Source organism: Agrobacterium vitis, from assembly GCF_037039395.1.
Classification (GTDB): domain Bacteria; phylum Pseudomonadota; class Alphaproteobacteria; order Rhizobiales; family Rhizobiaceae; genus Allorhizobium; species Allorhizobium vitis_E.
Map to the genome: position 1 here is coordinate 1,313,544 of NZ_CP146242.1, position 17,806 is coordinate 1,331,349.

Genomic DNA, 17,806 nt, shown 5'->3' on the forward strand with positions numbered 1-17,806 from the left:
TTACTTGTCGGTTTCGGTGAGGCCCTTGATGAACCAGCTCTGGAACACCACCACGATAATAATCGGGGGCAGCATAGCGAGCACGGCCATGGCAAAGGCTTCGTTATAATCGGGAATTTGTGCGCCCACCCAGACCTGAAGGATCTGCTTGATACCGCGCATCAGCGTGTAGAAGCTCTCATCGGTGGTCATCAGCATCGGCCAGAGATACTGATTCCAGCCGTAGACGAACATGATGATGAACACCGCCGCAATCATGGTGCGCGACAGTGGAATCAAAACATCGATCAGGAACTTGAACGGACCGGCACCGTCGATGCGGGCCGCTTCCAGCAATTCTTCCGGCACGGATTTAAAGAATTGCCGGAAAAAGAAAGTGCCCGTAGCAGACGCCAGCAGCGGCAAAATCAAGCCGGTATAGGAGTTCAGAAGGCCCAGATCACTCGCCACCTTATAGGATGGGATGATGCGCACTTCGAGCGGCAGCAGCAGCGTGGTGAAGATGATCCAGAAGGCCAGCGTGGCAAAGCGGAAGCGGAAATAGACAATCGCATAAGCAGCCATCATCGACAGCACGATCTTGCCAATGGCAAAGCCAAGGCCGAGGATCAGCGAGTTGAGCAGCATGCTGAGACCCGTGACCTTGCCGTTAAAGCCCGTCTGGGCAAACAGCACCTTGTGATAGGTCTCGCCCAGATGCCCGCCCATGGAGAGCATCAAGCCCTTCTGGTGGATTTCGGCGGCCGTATGGGAAGAGGTGGCAAAAGCCACCACCAGCGGGCCGATCATCACGATCACGCCCAGCAGCAGAATGACGTGGTCGAAGAGTTTGGTTTTATACATGGTCTTCTCCTCAACCGTAATGGACGCGCCGCTCGATGAAGCGGAACTGGATCATTGTCAAAACCAGCACGACGACCATCAGGATCACCGACTGTGCGGAAGAAGAGCCGATGTCATTGCCCCGGAAACCGTCAAGATAGACCTTGTAAACCAGCGTAATCGGGTTATCCGCCGCCTTGTCCTTGACGATCACGTCGATCACCGCAAACGTATCGAACAGCGAATAGGTCATGTTGACGACCAGCAGGAAGAAGGCCGTCGGTGTCAAAAGCGGCATGATCACGGTCCAGAACCGGCGCGTGCCGGAGCGGCAATCCAATGTGGCGGCTTCGCGCACCGAGGCCGGAATGCCCTGAAGGCCGGAGAGAATGAAGATGAAATTGTAGGGAATCTGGTTCCACACGGCGATGGCCACCATGGCAAAGGCGGTGTCGAAATAATTCAGACCGACCTTCATATCCCAGCCAAACAACGCCACGAATTTCACGAACGGACCGATATGCTGGTCGAAGAACATCATGCCGATCAACCCGGCCACCGGCGGCGCTATGGCATAGACGACGATCAGCAGGGTCTTGTAGGCCGATTGTCCACGAATGACAGCATCAGCCTTCACGGCGAGCACGGTTCCGATCGACAGCACCAGAAACGTCACCACGACACTGAAGCACAGCGTAAACAGCGCGATTTTTCGATATTCCGGGGAGCTCAGCATATCGGTATAATTGGCCAACCCTACAAAGGTCGCGCCAAAGCCGAAGGGATCTTCGATGTAAAAGGACGACTGGATGGCCTGCATCGCCGGCCAATAGAAGAAGATCGCCACAGTGCAAAACTGCGGCAACAGGAAGAAATAAGGCAGAAATCGCGAGTTGAACTGAACGCGCTTCATCGCGGCAACCTTTCAAAGCAAACCCCGGAGGCGATGGATCGCCTCCGGGAGACATCATGTCCGGAGTTTTAAGGTATTAGCCTGCGGTCTTGGCGAAGCGCGCCAGGATTTCGTCCGCTTCCTTCTTGATGGTTTCCATCGCCGCCTTTGGCGTGACTTCGCCTGAGAAGATCTTGTTGTATTCGCGCTCCATCACCGAGCGGATCTGCGGGTAGAAGCCGAGGCGGTAGCCCTTGTCCCACTCAGCGCCCGGAAGCGAAAGCTGCTGAATGCCAACTTCGGCGACCGGGTTCTTCTCGTAATAGCCTTCCTTCTTGGTCAGCTCGTAAGCCGCCGTCGTGATGGCGACATAGCCGGTGGCCTGGTGATAGAATTTCTGGATGTCAGGCGAGGTCAGAAAGTTGAAGAAAGCAGCGGTGCACTTGTTTTCTGCTTCCGTCTTGCCGGACATGGCATACAAGGCAGCGCCGCCGATGAAGCTATGCACGCCCGCACCCTTGATGGAGCCCCAGTAGGGCAGGAAGGTTGCCGAAAACGGCATGGAAGCGGTCTTCTGCAAACCGCCGAACGAGCCGGAAGAGCCAACCCAAAGTGCAACCTTGCCGTCTTCGAAAGGCTTCTGGTTATCGTTCCAGCCTGCGCCGTAATAGGCGAAGTAACCTTCGTCCTTCCAGGCCTTCAGCTTGTCATACATCATCACATGGTTTGGATCGGTCACATTGATGGTGGTCCCAGCAAGACCATCATAACCATTGTTGTTCGAAGCAAACTGGATGTTGTTGCGCGAGAAGAAATTCTCGGTGAATTCCCATGTCAGCTGCGACTGAACCAGCGGGATATAACCGGCAGCCTTCAGCTTTGGCGCAATGGCTTCAAACTCTTCCCAGGTCTTCGGTGCTTCAACACCAGCCTTTTTCAGGGCTTCGGTGTTGATATAGAGAATAGGCGCCGAGGAGTTAAACGGCATGCCGACAAACTTGCCGGTCTTGTCGGCGTAGAAGTAGCGAACACCTTCGATGAAAGCGCTGCGGTCAAACTTGTAACCGGCCTTCAACAGCAGATCTTCTGCCGGAATGGTGGCACCCTTGGCATTGATGATCGTGGCAGAACCGGCGTCGAACACCTGAAGAATGTTGGGCTGATCGTGCGAACGGAATGCCGCGATGCCAGCCGCCAGCGCTTCTTCGTAGGAGCCCTTCGACACCGGCGTCAGAACGCATTCGCCCTGGCTTGCGTTGAACTTCTGCGACAGCTCATTGATGACTTCGCCGTTGCGGCCACCCATGCCGTGCCACCAGCTGATGTTGGTTGCGGCAAATGATGATGTGGTCGATACGGTTACGGCCAGCGCCGCCATCGAAAGCTTTTTGAACATGGTAGATCCTCTCCGCCAATCTGGGGTGAGCATGCCCTTAGTGAGCCAAGATGACAGAGAATTGAATATTTTGTGACAGCACAGTCATATTGGCAGTGAAAATGAATTCCTCACAAAATATCCCATGTAAATGCTTACTATAAATACTCGGTATACTCTGGGGTGGTGGATTATCAAAAAGCACCAGAAAAGTGCCGGGGCCAGCGCCAGGGCAAGACCGCGACAATGTCGCAGCGGATTGACAGTCGGCTGGCATCCGGCTGGCGGCACAGCCAGAGATCTCCGGCAGCGCGAATGCGGCGCTGGCTCTCAAAACTCACCGCATCGACTGCGGATTGCTGCGTGGCACGCGCCTTGACCTCGACCAGCACGACCAGATCGCCGCGCCGAACGATAAGGTCGATTTCACCTGAGCGGGTTTTGTAGCGCAAGGCGACGATCCGGTAACCCTTCGACAGCAGATAGGCAGCCGCCAGATATTCCGACCAGCGCCCACGCCGCTCGGCCCGCTTGCGCGCTGCGCCGGATGTGTCTTTCGGCCTTTTTTCCTGAACCCTCACCCGGCCTTCAACTCCAGCAGGCGTTGATAGAGATCCTTGCGCGGCAGGCCGGTCTGGCGAGCGGCTTCGGTTGCCGCCCCCGCCGTTGGCAGGGTTTGCGCGAGCTGTACCAGCAACCGGTCGACATCGGCGGCATCCGGCGGGCCGGAGGGAAGCGGCGGCCCGACCACCAGCACGATCTCGCCCTTGACCTGGCGCTCGTCATCATACCAGTCGGACAATTCAGCCAGAGTGCCGCGTCGAAATTCCTCAAATGTCTTGGTCAGTTCGCGGCAGACGCAGGCGCTGCGGTCCGCGCCCAATACCTCGCGAGCGGCGGCAAGGGTCGCACCGATCCGATGCGGCGATTCAAAGAAAATCAGCGTGGCCGGTGTTGCCGCCCATTGCGCCAGCCGGTCGCGGCGGGCCTTGTCCTTGGTGGGCAGGAAGCCCGCAAACAGGAAAGCATCATTGGGCAGGCCGGAGCCGACCAGGGCGGCAAGCGGCGCTGATGGCCCCGGCAAAGGCACGACCCGCAGACCCGCCTCGATGGCAAGCTTCGCCAGCCGATATCCCGGATCGGACACCAGCGGCGTCCCCGCATCGGAAACCAGCGCCACGGATTTACCTGCCGCCAGCGCCTCGATCAGCTTCGGTCCGACCTCTTCGGCGTTATATTCGTGATAGGCATAGGGACGGGTGGTGATGCCATAGCGGTCCAGAAGCACACGGGTGACGCGGGTATCCTCGCAGGCCAGAACATCGGCCCCGGCCAGCACTTCCAGAGCCCGCAGCGTGATGTCGGAGAGATTGCCGATCGGGGTTGCCACCAGATAGAGCGCCGGCTCGATTGGCCGGGCGGTGACCGGGCGATCATGCAGCCGGAAACTTTTCTGCCCGTCATCCGGCGTATTCACAGTCTCTGCCACGGCACTCATCCCATTCTCTCTTCATTCGGACAGCCCTTGGCCGAACCAGTCCACACAGGCGCATGACATGCATAGCCTGCCCTTGTTATGGGCGAGGCAAGCCGCCCCTGCAAGCGCCCCCACACGCCAAGGAGCGTGATCTGTGGTGGAAAGCCTCGGCCAAGACGTGCCAAAAGACGGCAGGCCCTTGCATTTTGATCGTCTTTGCTGCCATTTTGCCCGTCCGAATAAAGCCGGGCACAATCGCCCGGATCAAGGCAAGCCGATCCCGAATGCCGGATCGCACAGGTCGAAAGTGGCAGCGTCGATGCGTATTACTCTTGAACGGTCCAATCTTCTGAAGTCCCTGAACCATGTTCATCGGGTGGTAGAACGGCGCAATACCATTCCGATCCTGTCCAACGTGCTGCTGCGCGCCGAAGGCCAGAGCCTGTCGATGAAGGCAACCGACCTCGACCTGGAAGTGACAGAGGCGACCCCTGCCAATATCGAACAAGCCGGTGCCACCACGGTTCCCGCGCATCTTCTGTATGAAATCGTCCGCAAATTGTCTGACGGTGCCGAGGTTCTGCTCTCGACCAATCCCGATGGCGCCAGCATGACGGTTGCCTCCGGTCGTTCGAAATTCTCGCTGCAATGCCTGCCGGAACAGGATTTTCCCGACCTGACCACCGGCAGCTTCAGCCATTCCTTCAAGCTGAAAGCCTCGGACCTGAAAATGCTGATCGATCGCACCCAATTCGCGATCTCGACGGAAGAAACCCGCTATTATCTGAACGGCATTTACCTCCACACCATTGAAGCCGATGGCAAGTTGAAGCTGCGCGCCGTCGCCACCGATGGCCACCGTCTGGCCCGCGCCGACGTGGAAGCACCTTCGGGTTCGGAAGGCATGCCGGGCATCATCATTCCGCGCAAGACGGTTGGCGAGTTGCAGAAGCTGGTCGATAATCCCGATCTCACCGTGTCGCTCGAAGTGTCGGATGCCAAGATCCGCTTCAATATCGGCGAGATCGTCATGACCTCGAAGCTGATCGATGGCACCTTCCCCGATTATCAGCGGGTCATTCCCCAGGCCAATGACAAGGAAATGCGGGTCGATTGCCAGACCTTCGCGCGCGCTGTCGACCGTGTCTCCACCATTTCGTCGGAACGTGGCCGGGCGGTGAAGCTGGCCATCGGCGACGGCCACCTGATGCTAACGGTCAACAACCCGGATTCGGGCAGCGCCACCGAGGAAGTCGCCGTCGGCTACGAAAGCGACGCGATGGAAATCGGCTTCAACGCCAAATACCTGCTCGACATCACCGCGCAACTGTCCGGCGAAGAGGCGATTTTCCTTCTGGCAGATGCCGGTTCGCCGACCCTGATCCGCGATACCGCCGGTGACGATGCGCTTTACGTGCTGATGCCGATGCGCGTTTAGGTTCTTCGTCTCTGCCCTTAATCGAACGCCGTCCCGTCTGCCACGCGGGACGGCGTTTCTGTTGCATCCTGCCCCGAAAAGAACTGGCTGGCCCGCGTCTTTTGCAGCGCCATCCGACTTGGGTCAGACACAAAATTTTCACATGCGCGCCATTTTGTCTTGTTTTCGCGACAAATCGCATCAACATGCCGATTATGCGCCCATGATCGGCGCAGCATATCTTTTTGGGAGATGACGGCGAATGAAGCTCAACCTGAAGCAACGGCTGGAAAAGAAGTTCGACGAGGAAATCCGTTTCTTCAAGGGCATGATGCAGGGGCCGAAGCTGGTGGGCGCCATCGTGCCGACCTCCACCATTACCGCCCGTCGCATGGCCAGCATTATCACGCCGGAAAGCGGGTTGCCGGTGCTGGAACTGGGGCCGGGAACAGGGGTGATCACCAAGGCGATCCTGGCGCGCGGCATCAAGCCGGAGAAACTGGTATCCGTCGAATATTCCGCCGACTTCCACCGGCATCTGACCCAGACGATCCCCGGTGTCAATTTCGTCCACGGTGACGCCTTCAACCTGGAAAAGACATTGGGTCCAATGTCCGGCCTGTCCTTCGACTGCGTGATTTCCGCCGTGCCGCTCCTGAACTTCCCGATGCAGGAGCGCATCCGGCTGCTGGAGGACCTTTTGGACCGCATGCCGCATGGGCGGCCCGTCATGCAGATTTCCTACGGACCGATGTCGCCGATCATCGCCAAGGGCGGCAGCTATTTCATCCAGCATTTCGATTTCGTGGTCCGCAATATTCCACCGGCCCAGCTCTGGATCTATCGCCGCCGCTAAAGAGACCCAAGACATGTTTGCTGTCTACATCACCCATCCGCAGGTCCGGATCGACCCGGACGTGCCGGTGCCGCAATGGGGACTGTCCGACCTGGGACAGGAACGGACCCGCAGGACGGCTGAGGCCGCCTGGATGCGCCAGCTCGGCCGCATCGTCAGCAGCGCCGAGGCCAAGGCCGTGGAAACAGCGGCGATCCTGGCGGGTGCGGCCACTATCGGCGTCGAACAGATCGAGACCATGCATGAAAACGACCGCTCCGCGACCGGCTTTCTGACGCCACCGGAGTTTGAAAAGGCGGCGGACTGGTTCTTTGCCCATCCTGAGGACAGTTTTTGCGGCTGGGAACGGGCCATCGATGCGCAGGCCCGGATTGTCGGAGCGATTCAGGATGTTCTTGGTGAGCACGATCCGGCTGTTCCCATTGCCTTCATCGGTCATGGCGGCGTCGGAACCCTGTTGAAATGCCATCTGCAAGGCCAGCCAATCCGCCGAAGCAGCGATCAGCCGCCGGGCGGCGGCAATCTCTTCTGCTTCACTCTTGCAGATCAGACCGTCACATGCGACTGGACCGCCATGGAAATCTGGCAGGGAGATCGTTGATGGATGCGCGCAATCGTTTGATCGTGGGGCTTGACGTTGCCACCGTCGCTGAGGCGGAAAAACTGGTCTCGACGCTGGCCGAAGACGTGACCTTCTACAAGATCGGCTATCAACTGGCCTTCGCGGGTGGGCTGGAATTTGCCAAAGACCTCGCCCAAAGCGGCAAGAAGGTCTTTCTGGATATGAAACTGCTCGATATCGACAATACCGTCGCCTCGGCGGTGGAAAATATCGTCCGGATGGGCATGACCATGCTGACGCTGCATGCCTATCCGAAAGCGATGCAGGCAGCCGTCGATGCGGCGCAAGGGTCGGGTCTCTGCCTGCTTGGCGTTACCGTGCTAACCTCGATGGATGACCACGATCTCACGGATGCCGGTTATCAAGGCGATGCCCGGTCGCTGGTCCTGAAGCGAGCCGCCCAGGCAAAAGAAAAAGGCATGGGCGGTATTGTCTGCTCGGCGCAGGAAGCGCAGGCCGTGCGCGCTATTCTCGGTCCCGACATGGCCATTGTCACGCCCGGCATCCGCCCCATCGGCTCAGATGCCGGTGACCAGAAACGTGTCATGACACCGTCAGAGGCGATCAATGCCGGGTCCAGCCATCTGGTTGTCGGTCGCCCGATCGTCAAGGCAGACGATCCGAGAGCCGCAACCAAGGTCATTCTCGCCGAAATGCAAGCCGCCTTCACCTGAGGTCCATAAGGCTCGGCTGGGACGCTTGACCCCTCCTCAGTGCTTGGCGCTATTGCCGCTCAACACATTGTTTTCGCCATTATCGCGGATCAGATCGGCATCTCCGCCGATGATCTGGTTGCCGCTAACGGTGTTGAAATCGGCAAAGCTGTGGTTGTCGGCACCACTCCCGAAGGGGGCGGGCGGGTCCTGATAGCAATAGAGATTGCGCCAGGCCTCGCGGGCATTCAGCCAGATGGCCGGGCGCGGGCGAAAAGCGTCCTGGTAGGTGAATTTATTATCGGCGATCCGGTTATGCTGCGGGGTCTGGTGACGGATCGTGCCGCCCTCGCCGCAATTGCGATAGAGAAAAATACCGCCATGCTGCGCGTTGGCGAAGCTATTGGCTTCAATGACATTATGCGCCGATCCATCGACCGCAATCATTTCCCGGCTGCGCGTCGCCAGTTCGAAACTGTTGCCTGAAATGGTGTTATGCGCGGTCTCCGCATCGAGATAGATCGCCGATCCCTTGGTCTGCCCCTGGAGCGTCGAATGCGACAGGGTCACATGGGTGACGCCGGGTGCGACATAAAGCGGGATCGGGCCGTCGGCGACAATCAACAGATTGTCCAAGACGATGCCGGACGGCGCGACCGACTGGGCATATTCCGTATGATTGCGATTGAGCGAGGATTGCCGCACCAGCTCCGCCTCGCCATTGGCGCCAAGCCCCATGATGTGGATGGCACCATAAATCTTGCAATTGCGGATAACGATGTCGTGTGGAACGCTCCAGCTCCCGTCATCCTTGCGCAGCGAGGCAATGCGGATGGTGGGGGGCGCGCCCTTCGGCACATTTCCCGGTAGGCCGATAACGCCGCCATGGCAATCGATGCTGACGCCGCTGGCATCGGCCCCCAGCAATTCCAGGTTTTGCATCACCAGATCGTCACGGGTCAGGTCAACCTTGCAGGCCAATCGCAAGACGCTCTCGGCCTCGAGCGGTGTGTCGCGCAGCGCGTCATAGACCGAGGGAGCGCAGGGCTTGGCAACCACGCCATGGCTGGCAGCAGGCACGGTTGCCGCTAGCGCATTGCCTCCCATCAGCGAAACATTGGTAAAGGGGACCGGCAGCAAAGGAACGGACAACAGGAAAAACAACAGGACCAGCGTGAGCTGTGGAAGCCTGTTCATCTCATAGCGTATCTGGTTGCGGATATTGCCCACCTTGACCCCGTCTCCGATTGGCGACCCATACGGGCTGGCTGTCGCGCTCGATTTGACAATGCCTCATTCTTGCGGCCAAAGCCAAGGCCTCAAAACATCGCACAAGCGCCCTTTCCATCCTGGCCGCCCATTGGTCGCACATACTGGCCGCCCGTACTGGCCTTGACCTTGCAGCAAAATTCACCGATCACCAAAGAGAAACCGAAAGAGGTGATTTGATGGCAAAGGGATATTGGATCGCTCGCGTCGATGTGCGTGATGCGGAACGCTACAAAGATTACGTCTCGACGGCAAAGCCGGCTTTTGAGCGTTTCGGCGCGGTCTTTCTGGCCCGTGGCGGCAAGACGGATGCCGTGGAAGGCCAAAGCCGCGCCCGCAACGTGGTCATCGAGTTTCCGTCCTTCCAGGCCGCTTACGATTGCTATCACTCGCCGGAATATCAGGCCGCCGTCCAGATCCGCCAGGAAGTCGCCGATGGTGAGATTGTCCTCGTCGAAGGCAACCTTTGATCCCAGTTTCAAAGCGGTTCTATTAACTCTGGTCCCAGACATCGAACAGCATGATTCTGCTTCACCTCGCAGCGCATTAGCGATATGAGACAGCAGATGAATTGGTCTGATATTCCGATCCGCAGGAGCTCTCTATGACGTTCGCAAATCTTCCGCCGCTCGTTACCGTTTTCGGAGGCTCCGGATTCGTGGGCAGGCATGTGGTGCGGGTGCTGGCCCAGCGTGGTTACCGGGTCCGCGTCGCCGTACGCCGCCCCGATCTGGCGGGCTTCGTGCTGCCGTTCGGCAATGTCGGACAGATTTCTCTGGCCCAGGCCAATCTGCGCTACCGCGACAGCGTCGCAAAGGCCGTTGAAGGCGCGTCGGTTGTCGTCAATTGCGTCGGTATCCTGCTGGAATCAGGCCGCAACAAGTTCGACGCCGTGCAGGATTTCGGCGCCCGTGCCGTGGCCGAAGCAGCAACCGCTGCCGGCGCCAGGCTGGTGCATGTCTCGGCCATCGGCGCCGATGCGAAATCGGCCTCCAGCTACGCAGCCAGCAAGGGCCGGGGCGAAGATGCCATCCGCCAGGTCGCGCCGGGCGCGGTCATCCTTCGGCCATCCATCGTTTTCGGCCCCGAAGACAGCTTCTTCAATAAATTTGCCGCGATGGCCCGTCTTTCACCCGTTCTGCCGCTGATCGGCGGCGGCAAGACGAAATTCCAGCCGGTCTTCGTTGAAGACGTGGCCGAAGCCGTGGCCAAAGCGGTCGACGGCAAGGCAGCAGCCGGTGTCTACGAACTGGGCGGGCCGGAAGTTCTGACGTTCCGGCAATGTCTTGAGGAAATGCTGCGGGTTATCGACCGCAGCAATCCGCTGGTGTCGCTACCCTTCGGAATTGCTTCGCTGCTTGCCTCCGTCGCCTCGGCTATTCCGCTGATCACCCCGCCGCTGACCAACGATCAGCTGACGCTGCTGAAAAGCGATAACGTCGTCTCCGAGGCCGCCAAGAAGGAAGGCCGGACGCTCACAGCGCTTGGCATTACGCCAACAGCCGTTGCCGCCGTGCTGCCCTCCTATCTCATCCATTTCCGGCCGCATGGACAGTATACCCGCTCCGGCAAGGCGGCCTGATCGGGATCGCATAGAAACCGCTATGAGGAATTCTTCATGCGCCTCACATGGCGCATGAAACGTGGTTTTGACTTGGTCAGGCAAAGCGGAATCCGGCTTTTCCGAAAAGACAAACCCAGGCACCAGGGCGACTACAGCGCCGTGCACCAAAGAGGGTGTACTCAGGATCGCTGCAGGGCTTTCTATCCACCTTAAATCGATTCCGATTTAAGGTGGACATGATGCAGTAGGGCCTTGTGTCGGCGTTGCACAAAAGACGCAGAAATTAATTAGTTTCATTAACTGCCAGTTCAGCACATTCAGCTATTGATGTTGGGGTGGGCCATGCGTAAAGACGGATCAATGCATGGGGCCAGCGTTCTTCGCACCCGCCATTTCACATTCTTCTGAGGTCTGATTTCATGGGCAAATCTATCGCACTGTTTTTTGCGTGTGCGGCATTGGTTGTCATCGCAGGTTCCTTCGTCGCTCCATCGACGGTCGCTGCCCGCAAGGGCAATTGCGCGCCGGCCTATGGCGTTGACCCCTGCAGCACGGGCTCTATCGCCCGCTAAGATCTGCGGTTTACCCTCCTTCCCTTTAGACCATGTCCCGGGACCGTAGAAATCGGTTTTCCGTAAGAACATGCGGCAAACAAAGAGAGAGTTTCTCTCGTTTTCGTTTGCATTTCCGGAAGTGGATTTCCATTTTTCTCTGAAAAACGTTACAGCGCCGTGCGGTCGTAAAACGCGCGGCGCTGTATGAATTCGTGTGCGTCACGTCGCCAATCGTTTGGCGACGCACAGCAGGATGGGCAGGCCCTCAAGGCAAGGACCCCATGGTTTTGCCTTATCCCCAGACCAGAAGGCCGATCAGGCCCGCAACGCCGACGGCAATCCGCCACCAGGCAAAAGGCGCATAGCCGCGGCGGGAGACGAAATCGAGCAGTCCACGCACCACGACCAACGCCGAAATGAATGCCGCAAGGAAGCCGACGCCGATCAGCAGGCCGTCATCCATGCTGAGCGCATTGCGGTTCTTGTAGAGATCCAGCACGAAAGCCCCCAGCATGGTCGGCATCGCCAGGAAAAACGAAAACTCGGCAGCTGAACGCTTGTCGGTGCCCATCAGCAGCGAGCCGACAATGGTTGCGCCCGAACGCGATGTGCCGGGAATCATCGCCAGGCACTGGAACAGGCCGATCTTCAGAGCCAGCGACAGCGGATAATCCATGACGTCGGTATAGCGGGGCTTGAACGTCATCCGGTCAACCCACAGGAGAATCACACCGCCCAGGATCAGCATGACGCAGATCAGCATTGGGGTTTCGAACAGCACGGCCTTGATGAAGTCGTGGGCCAGCGCGCCGATAATGGCAGCCGGCAGGAAAGCCACCAGCACAGCCAGGACGAAATGGCGGCTTTTGGGATTGCTGGGCAAAGACAGGGCAATCCCCAGCAATTTCTGGATATAGACGGCCAAAATAGCAAGAATGGCACCGAGTTGAATCAGCACTGCAAAGGTGTTTCCGGGCGATTTAAAACCGAGAAAATGACCGGCCAACAGCACATGCGCCGTCGAAGACACCGGGATGAATTCCGTTAGGCCCTCGATAAGACCGAGAAGAAGGGCGCTGACGATCGATTGATCTTCCATGGATTGTCCTTTGATAGGCGTGACAAGGAAAGCGATTCGCTTGTATGACGGAATGAAATTCCTATAGACGCAAGGTTGGCCCCCTGGCCAGATGTTATGGCCAGATGGAATGGCCAGCCAAGTGAAACCAGACAGCCCCGATCATCGCCCCCAACCGGAACAGTGCCCCATCAATGCCCACTTTGTATCACCATCCGATGTCAACCACGTCCCGCTTTGTCCGATTGATCCTGTCGGAATACGGTTTTCAGACAGATCTGGTCGAAGAACAGACCTGGGAAAAGCGTCGGGAATTTCTCAATCTCAATCCCGCCGGCACCCTGCCCGTCTATGTCGATGACAATATGCGCACGCTCTGTGGCTCCACGGTCATATCGGAATTCCTGGACGAAACGCATGGCGTGTTGAAGCGGGACCGGAGGCTGTTGGCCGAAGACCCCTTCCAGCGTGCGGAAATCCGCCGGCTGGTGGACTGGTTCCTGCAAAAGATGGAACAGGACGTCACCCGGCCACTCGCCCGCGAACGGGTATTCAAATTGCAGATCCCCAACGGTCTCGGTGGCGGCGCGCCGGATTCCAAGGTGCTGCGCACCGCCCGTGGCAATATTCGCCAGCACATGAAATATCTGAGCTGGCTGGCTGGCTCGCGCACCTGGCTGGCTGGCGACCGGCTCAGCTATGGCGACCTTGCTGCCGGTGCGGCGGTATCCGTGCTGGATTACCTCGGCGAGATCGACTGGGCGGAATCACCCATTGCCAAGGACTGGTATCAGCGGCTGAAATCGCGCCCCTCGTTCCGACCGCTGCTGGCCGAGCGGGTGCGCGGCCTCACTCCTGTTTCCCATTATGCGGATCTGGATTTCTGACGGAAAAAGCCATGGCAAAGGAAGGCAGCCCGGAGCGGACGGCAGAAAAAGCCAAGGCGCGGGCCGCAAAGCTTTCCGCCTTTATCCGCCAGGAAGCGGCGGACAAGGGTTTTGACCTCTGTCGGATCACCGGGCCGGAGAGCATTCCCCAGGCCCCTGCCCGGTTGCTGGAGTTCGTGAATGCTGGCTATCACGGCACCATGGCCTGGATGGAGGAGACGCGCGAGCGGCGCGGCGATCCGAAAGTGCTGTGGCCGCAGGTCCGTTCCATCGTGATGTTCGGCCTGAATTATGGCCCTGAGACCGATCCGCGCGCTCTACAGGCGCAACCGGACAAGGCAGCGATTTCCGTCTACGCCCGCAACCGTGACTATCACGACATCATCAAGGGCAAGCTGAAGGAAATCGCCACGCGCTTTGCCGCCCGGGCTGGTGAGGATGTGAAAGTCTTCGTCGATACAGCGCCTGTCATGGAAAAGCCGCTGGCCGCCGCCGCCGGGCTTGGCTGGCAAGGCAAGCATACCAATCTGGTCAGCCGCGAATACGGCTCCTGGCTGTTTCTCGGCAGCCTGTTCACCACAGCAGAGCTGGAACTGGATGCAGCGGAGCGCGACCATTGCGGCTCCTGCCGCGCCTGTCTCGACGCCTGCCCGACATCGGCCTTTCCTGCCCCGTACCAGATCGATGCCCGCCGCTGCATCTCTTATCTCACCATCGAGCATAAGGGCGTGATCGACCGCGACCTGCGCCCGGCTTTCGGCAACCGCATCTATGGCTGCGACGATTGTCTGGCCGCCTGTCCCTGGAACAAGTTTGCGGCGCAGGCGCGGGAGATCAAGCTTCAGGCCCGCGAAGACCTGACGGCACCGGACATCGCCTTTTTCCTGACCCTTGACGATCCTGGCTTCCGCAGCCATTTCAGTGGCTCGCCGGTCAAGCGGATCGGACGCGACAGGTTTGTGCGCAATGTGCTGATCGCTGCTGGCAATTCAGGACTGCCAACGCTGATCGCGCCCTGCCTGGACCTGCTCGCCGATGCCTCACCGGATGTGCGTGGCATGGCGGTCTGGGCGCTGTCGCGCCTGATGCCGCCGCAGGCATTTCGCGCTCTCGCACACTTTATAGATAATGAGCCCGATAGCGATGTCAGGGCGGAATGGATAGCAGCCGGAGTGACCCCATGAGAGTGATGATTTTTGGCGCCGGATATTCCGGCAAGGCGATTGGCCAGCACTTTATCCAGCAGGGCATTCCCGTCAGTGGCACGACGCGCTCACCGGCCAAGGCCAAGGTTTTGAGCGATCTCGGCATCGAACCGCTGGTTTTCGATGGCCAACATCTCTCAGACGAGATCATCCATGCCTTGGCCTGCGCCACCCACGTCGTCCAGTCGATTGCTCCGGGCAGCGATGGCGACCCGCTGCTGCGGCTGACGGAGGGCCAGCTGAAGACATGGATGCCGCAAGTGCAATGGCTGGCCTATCTGTCGACCGTCGGGGTCTATGGCGACCATCAGGGCGCCTGGGTAGATGAGAATACGGTCTGCAAGCCGGTCTCAGTGCGTTCCAGGGAGCGGGTGGAGGCAGAACAGGCCTGGGACAGGGCAGCGCTTGCGGCAGGTGTGCCGCTCTCGACACTGCGGCTGTCAGGCATTTACGGGCCGGGTCGCAATGGTCTTGTCAATCTGGCCGAAGGCACTGCGCGGCGTCTGGTAAAAAAGGATCAGGTGTTCAATCGTATTCGCGTCGAAGATATTGCCACAGCGACCTGGCTCCTGGCCGGGCAAAACGAGCATGGGATCTTCAATATCACCGACCACGAACCCGCCCCGCCGCAGGATGTGGTGGCAGAGGCTGCCCGGCTGATGGGGGTCGAGCCGCCGCCGGAACAGGCCTTCGAGACAGCGGAACTGTCCCCCATGGCGCGGTCCTTTTACGGTGAGAACAAGCGGGTGATGAACGCCAAAATCAGGGCGCTGGGCTTTGCCTTTGCCTATCCCGATTACCGGGTTTCTCTCCAACAACTCTGGTCTTCCGGCAGCTGGCGAGGATAGATCAGCACATTCATTTCTAAATGACCCGCTATTTTGCTCAAAAATTGCGCCAATTTCGCCATATTCCGCTGAGCGCCCCAGCATTTGGAGCGTATTTTTTCGATACAACGGAAAAATATTTCGTGATCGATTAGAATTTCCATAGCGCGCAATATTTTTGCGTTTTTAGGCTGTTTTTAAACAGTTTTTCTAAATTCCTTCCAAAACGTTAATTTGACCCCATCATCACGAATATATCTTAGCGTAACATTCCGTGATCGACTAAGGCACTTTTTTGCCATTTTTGCCTACCTTTAAGCCTCCCTACGCAAATTTCATCTCAGAAATAGCAAAGGGAAACGAAAACTTGGTGCCTTTAAGTCGGTCAGTCCTCATCGCAGCAGCTATTACCTCTTTTGTTGCTTTCAGCCCTATCCAGGCCTTTGCAGCAAATGGCTGCGGTGGCGCTTCCTGGTATGCCCTATACTCGCGCACTGCTTCCGGCGAACGTATGAACCCCACCACATTGACCGCCGCTCACAAGTGGCTGCCCTTCGGCTCCAAGGTCAAAGTCACCAACCGCAACAATGGCAAGACCGTCGTGGTGCGGATCAATGATCGCGGTCCGTTCATCAAGGGTCGGGTTCTGGATCTCTCAAAGGCCGCAGCCGCCGATATCGGCATGGTCGGCAGCGGAACCGCCAAGGTCTGCTACGAGTTGATCGGCTAGGGTTTGCCGATATTCAGGCCTGGTTGGGCTGCAAACGGCAGATGGATTAAACACCCGCAAAGGTATTCTGTTATCCTGATGCTTATTGCTTCCATCGAAAATCTGCCCCTACTTTTTGATGGGATATAGTAACGCAGCTTGCCCCAACGGCATTTCATCGCTACCACGCAAGGTCTGATGGATCACCAAGGAGAAGACCATGCGTTTGGGCGGACGGCTAGCCGGGGCAATAGAAGTTCTGAGCGATATAGAGACACGCCGCAGGCCAGTGGCCGATGCCCTGAAGGATTGGGGCCTGGCGCATCGCTTTGCCGGATCAGGTGACCGCGCCGCCATCGGCAATATCGTCTATGACGCATTGCGCATGAAGCTTTCCCACGCCTACATCATGGATGACGACAGCCCCGCAGCCCTCGGCTATGCCGTATTGTTGCGGCAATGGGGAATGGCACCCGAAAGCCTTGCCGCGGACCTCGATGGCGACAGCTTTGCCCCGGTTCCCCTGACGCAGGCTCAGACGGCGGCCTTTTCCAGCCGCTCGCTGGAGGACGCACCGCAGTTTGTCCAGGGCGATATTCCGGAATGGGTGGTGCCTAGCTTCGAAGCCGTGTTTGGCGAAAACTGGCTGCGCGAGGCACAGGCGCTCGCCGTGCGCCCCAGCCTCGATCTGCGCGCCAACACGCTGAAGGCCAATCGGGACAAGGTCCTCAAGGCGCTATCCCATACACAGGCAAGGCCTGCCACGATTTCTCCGATCGGTATCCGCATCGAACCGGGCGAAGGCCCGTCGCGCCTGCCGAATGTTACCGCCGAGCTTGGCTTCCAGAAGGGCTGGTTCGAGGTTCAGGACGAAGGCTCGCAGATCGTCTCGGCGCTGGTCGAACCGGCAGAAGGTCACCAGGTGCTAGATTTTTGCGCAGGCGGCGGTGGCAAGACGCTGGCCATGGCAGCCGCCATGGGCAACAAGGGCCAGGTGCATGCCTATGATAGCGACCGCAAGCGGCTGGCGCCGATCATCGAGCGGCTGAAACGCGCAGGCACACACAATATCCAGGTCCATGACCGGATCGCCGCCCTGCAATCTTTGGCCGATCGGTTCGACAAGGTGCTGGTCGACGCCCCCTGCACCGGCACAGGCACCTGGCGCCGCAGGCCCGACACCAAATGGCGGCTGACCGACCGCAATTTGCAGGAGAGGATCGAACAGCAGAGCCAAGCCCTGAGCGAAGCCGCTACCTATGTCCGGTCCGGCGGTGAGTTGATCTACGTCACCTGCTCAGTGCTGCCGGAGGAAAACGACCGGCAGATCGAAGCTTTCATCGCCGCCCATCCGCAATTTTCACCGATGCCGATGCTGGAGCGCTGGACGGCGCTGTTTGGCGCTTCGGTCGCAAAGCCCACCTCTGCCAATGGCAAAAGCCTCACCTTGAGCCCTGCCGCAACAGACACGGACGGGTTTTTCTTCTGCCGGATGGTCAGGGCTTGAAATCAGGATGTACCCTAATTATTTAGGGCTATTCCTGATTGTTTGACACTAGTTTAATTTTGTTCCATGACATGCCCACAGACCACAAACGG

Annotated in this window: 19 protein-coding genes; 12 read left to right on the plus strand and 7 right to left on the minus strand. The window is 58.5% G+C overall.

Annotation, left to right across the window (positions count from 1 at the left end; all coding sequences use genetic code 11):
* The 5 genes from ugpE to rsmI form a co-directional block, all read right to left on the minus strand.
* Positions 1-843 carry a sn-glycerol-3-phosphate ABC transporter permease UgpE gene (gene ugpE / locus V6582_RS08805; RefSeq protein ID WP_156633734.1) on the minus strand — a complete coding sequence of 281 codons (843 nt, stop codon included), beginning with the start codon at positions 841-843 and terminating at the stop codon, positions 1-3.
* Between the two features lie 10 nt (positions 844-853).
* The gene (locus V6582_RS08810) at positions 854-1,735 is read right to left on the minus strand and encodes an ABC transporter permease subunit (protein ID WP_156633736.1); all 882 of its coding nucleotides are present in this window, start codon (positions 1,733-1,735) and stop codon (positions 854-856) included.
* Between the two features lie 76 nt (positions 1,736-1,811).
* Complete coding sequence (locus tag V6582_RS08815) at positions 1,812-3,110, minus strand: extracellular solute-binding protein (protein ID WP_156633738.1); 1,299 nt, start codon at positions 3,108-3,110, stop codon at positions 1,812-1,814.
* A 173-nt stretch (positions 3,111-3,283) separates the two neighbouring features.
* Complete coding sequence (locus tag V6582_RS08820) at positions 3,284-3,670, minus strand: YraN family protein (RefSeq protein WP_337739365.1); 387 nt, start codon at positions 3,668-3,670, stop codon at positions 3,284-3,286.
* Positions 3,667-4,587: a 16S rRNA (cytidine(1402)-2'-O)-methyltransferase gene (gene rsmI, locus V6582_RS08825; protein ID WP_156633740.1), complete on the minus strand. Its 921-nt coding sequence runs from the start codon at positions 4,585-4,587 to the stop codon at positions 3,667-3,669. Before rsmI ends, V6582_RS08820 begins: the two co-directional genes overlap by 4 nt.
* A 298-nt stretch (positions 4,588-4,885) precedes the next feature.
* On the opposite strand from rsmI, the gene dnaN reads away from it, so the two are divergent.
* The 4 genes from dnaN to pyrF all read left to right on the plus strand — a co-directional run bounded on the left by dnaN (position 4,886) and on the right by pyrF (position 8,135).
* Positions 4,886-6,004 carry a DNA polymerase III subunit beta gene (dnaN, locus tag V6582_RS08830; protein WP_060719676.1) on the plus strand — a complete coding sequence of 373 codons (1,119 nt, stop codon included), beginning with the start codon at positions 4,886-4,888 and terminating at the stop codon, positions 6,002-6,004.
* A gap of 241 nt (positions 6,005-6,245) precedes the next feature.
* On the plus strand, positions 6,246-6,839 hold the full coding sequence (gene pmtA / locus V6582_RS08835) for a phospholipid N-methyltransferase PmtA (RefSeq protein ID WP_156633742.1): 594 nt from the start codon (positions 6,246-6,248) through the stop codon (positions 6,837-6,839).
* A gap of 13 nt (positions 6,840-6,852) precedes the next feature.
* Positions 6,853-7,440 (plus strand): histidine phosphatase family protein, encoded by a 588-nt coding sequence (locus V6582_RS08840; protein WP_156633744.1) that lies wholly within the window; start codon positions 6,853-6,855, stop codon positions 7,438-7,440.
* Positions 7,440-8,135 (plus strand): orotidine-5'-phosphate decarboxylase, encoded by a 696-nt coding sequence (pyrF, locus tag V6582_RS08845; protein WP_156633745.1) that lies wholly within the window; start codon positions 7,440-7,442, stop codon positions 8,133-8,135. Before V6582_RS08840 ends, pyrF begins: the two co-directional genes overlap by 1 nt.
* Before the next feature lie 36 nt (positions 8,136-8,171).
* On the opposite strand, the gene V6582_RS08850 is transcribed toward pyrF, so the two are convergent.
* Entirely contained in the window at positions 8,172-9,344 is a 1,173-nt protein-coding gene (locus V6582_RS08850) for a right-handed parallel beta-helix repeat-containing protein (RefSeq protein ID WP_156633746.1), read from the minus strand.
* Positions 9,345-9,562: 218 nt separating this feature from the next.
* Here V6582_RS08850 and V6582_RS08855 point away from each other — a divergent pair, with 218 nt between their 5' ends.
* From V6582_RS08855 to V6582_RS08865, 3 genes are all read left to right on the plus strand, one after another.
* Positions 9,563-9,853 (plus strand): DUF1330 domain-containing protein, encoded by a 291-nt coding sequence (locus tag V6582_RS08855; RefSeq protein ID WP_156633747.1) that lies wholly within the window; start codon positions 9,563-9,565, stop codon positions 9,851-9,853.
* 134 nt (positions 9,854-9,987) lie between these two features.
* Entirely contained in the window at positions 9,988-10,965 is a 978-nt protein-coding gene (locus V6582_RS08860) for a complex I NDUFA9 subunit family protein (RefSeq protein ID WP_156633748.1), read from the plus strand.
* 401 nt (positions 10,966-11,366) lie between these two features.
* A complete protein-coding gene (locus V6582_RS08865; protein WP_085946581.1) occupies positions 11,367-11,519 on the plus strand; it encodes a hypothetical protein in 153 nt (50 codons plus the stop codon).
* Between the two features lie 274 nt (positions 11,520-11,793).
* On the opposite strand, the gene V6582_RS08870 is transcribed toward V6582_RS08865, so the two are convergent.
* Positions 11,794-12,600: an undecaprenyl-diphosphate phosphatase gene (locus tag V6582_RS08870; RefSeq protein ID WP_070151369.1), complete on the minus strand. Its 807-nt coding sequence runs from the start codon at positions 12,598-12,600 to the stop codon at positions 11,794-11,796.
* A gap of 173 nt (positions 12,601-12,773) precedes the next feature.
* On the opposite strand from V6582_RS08870, the gene V6582_RS08875 reads away from it, so the two are divergent.
* The 5 genes from V6582_RS08875 to V6582_RS08895 all read left to right on the plus strand — a co-directional run bounded on the left by V6582_RS08875 (position 12,774) and on the right by V6582_RS08895 (position 17,714).
* Positions 12,774-13,466: a glutathione S-transferase family protein gene (locus V6582_RS08875; protein WP_156633749.1), complete on the plus strand. Its 693-nt coding sequence runs from the start codon at positions 12,774-12,776 to the stop codon at positions 13,464-13,466.
* A gap of 11 nt (positions 13,467-13,477) precedes the next feature.
* Positions 13,478-14,650 carry a tRNA epoxyqueuosine(34) reductase QueG gene (gene queG, locus V6582_RS08880; protein WP_156633750.1) on the plus strand — a complete coding sequence of 391 codons (1,173 nt, stop codon included), beginning with the start codon at positions 13,478-13,480 and terminating at the stop codon, positions 14,648-14,650.
* Positions 14,647-15,519, plus strand: a complete 873-nt coding sequence (locus tag V6582_RS08885; RefSeq protein ID WP_197434462.1) for an SDR family oxidoreductase — start codon at positions 14,647-14,649, stop codon at positions 15,517-15,519. Before queG ends, V6582_RS08885 begins: the two co-directional genes overlap by 4 nt.
* Positions 15,520-15,892: 373 nt before the next feature.
* Positions 15,893-16,228, plus strand: a complete 336-nt coding sequence (locus V6582_RS08890; RefSeq protein WP_409050036.1) for a septal ring lytic transglycosylase RlpA family protein — start codon at positions 15,893-15,895, stop codon at positions 16,226-16,228.
* 199 nt (positions 16,229-16,427) lie between these two features.
* Positions 16,428-17,714 carry an RsmB/NOP family class I SAM-dependent RNA methyltransferase gene (locus tag V6582_RS08895; RefSeq protein WP_156633753.1) on the plus strand — a complete coding sequence of 429 codons (1,287 nt, stop codon included), beginning with the start codon at positions 16,428-16,430 and terminating at the stop codon, positions 17,712-17,714.
* The last annotated feature ends 92 nt before the right edge of the window (positions 17,715-17,806 follow it).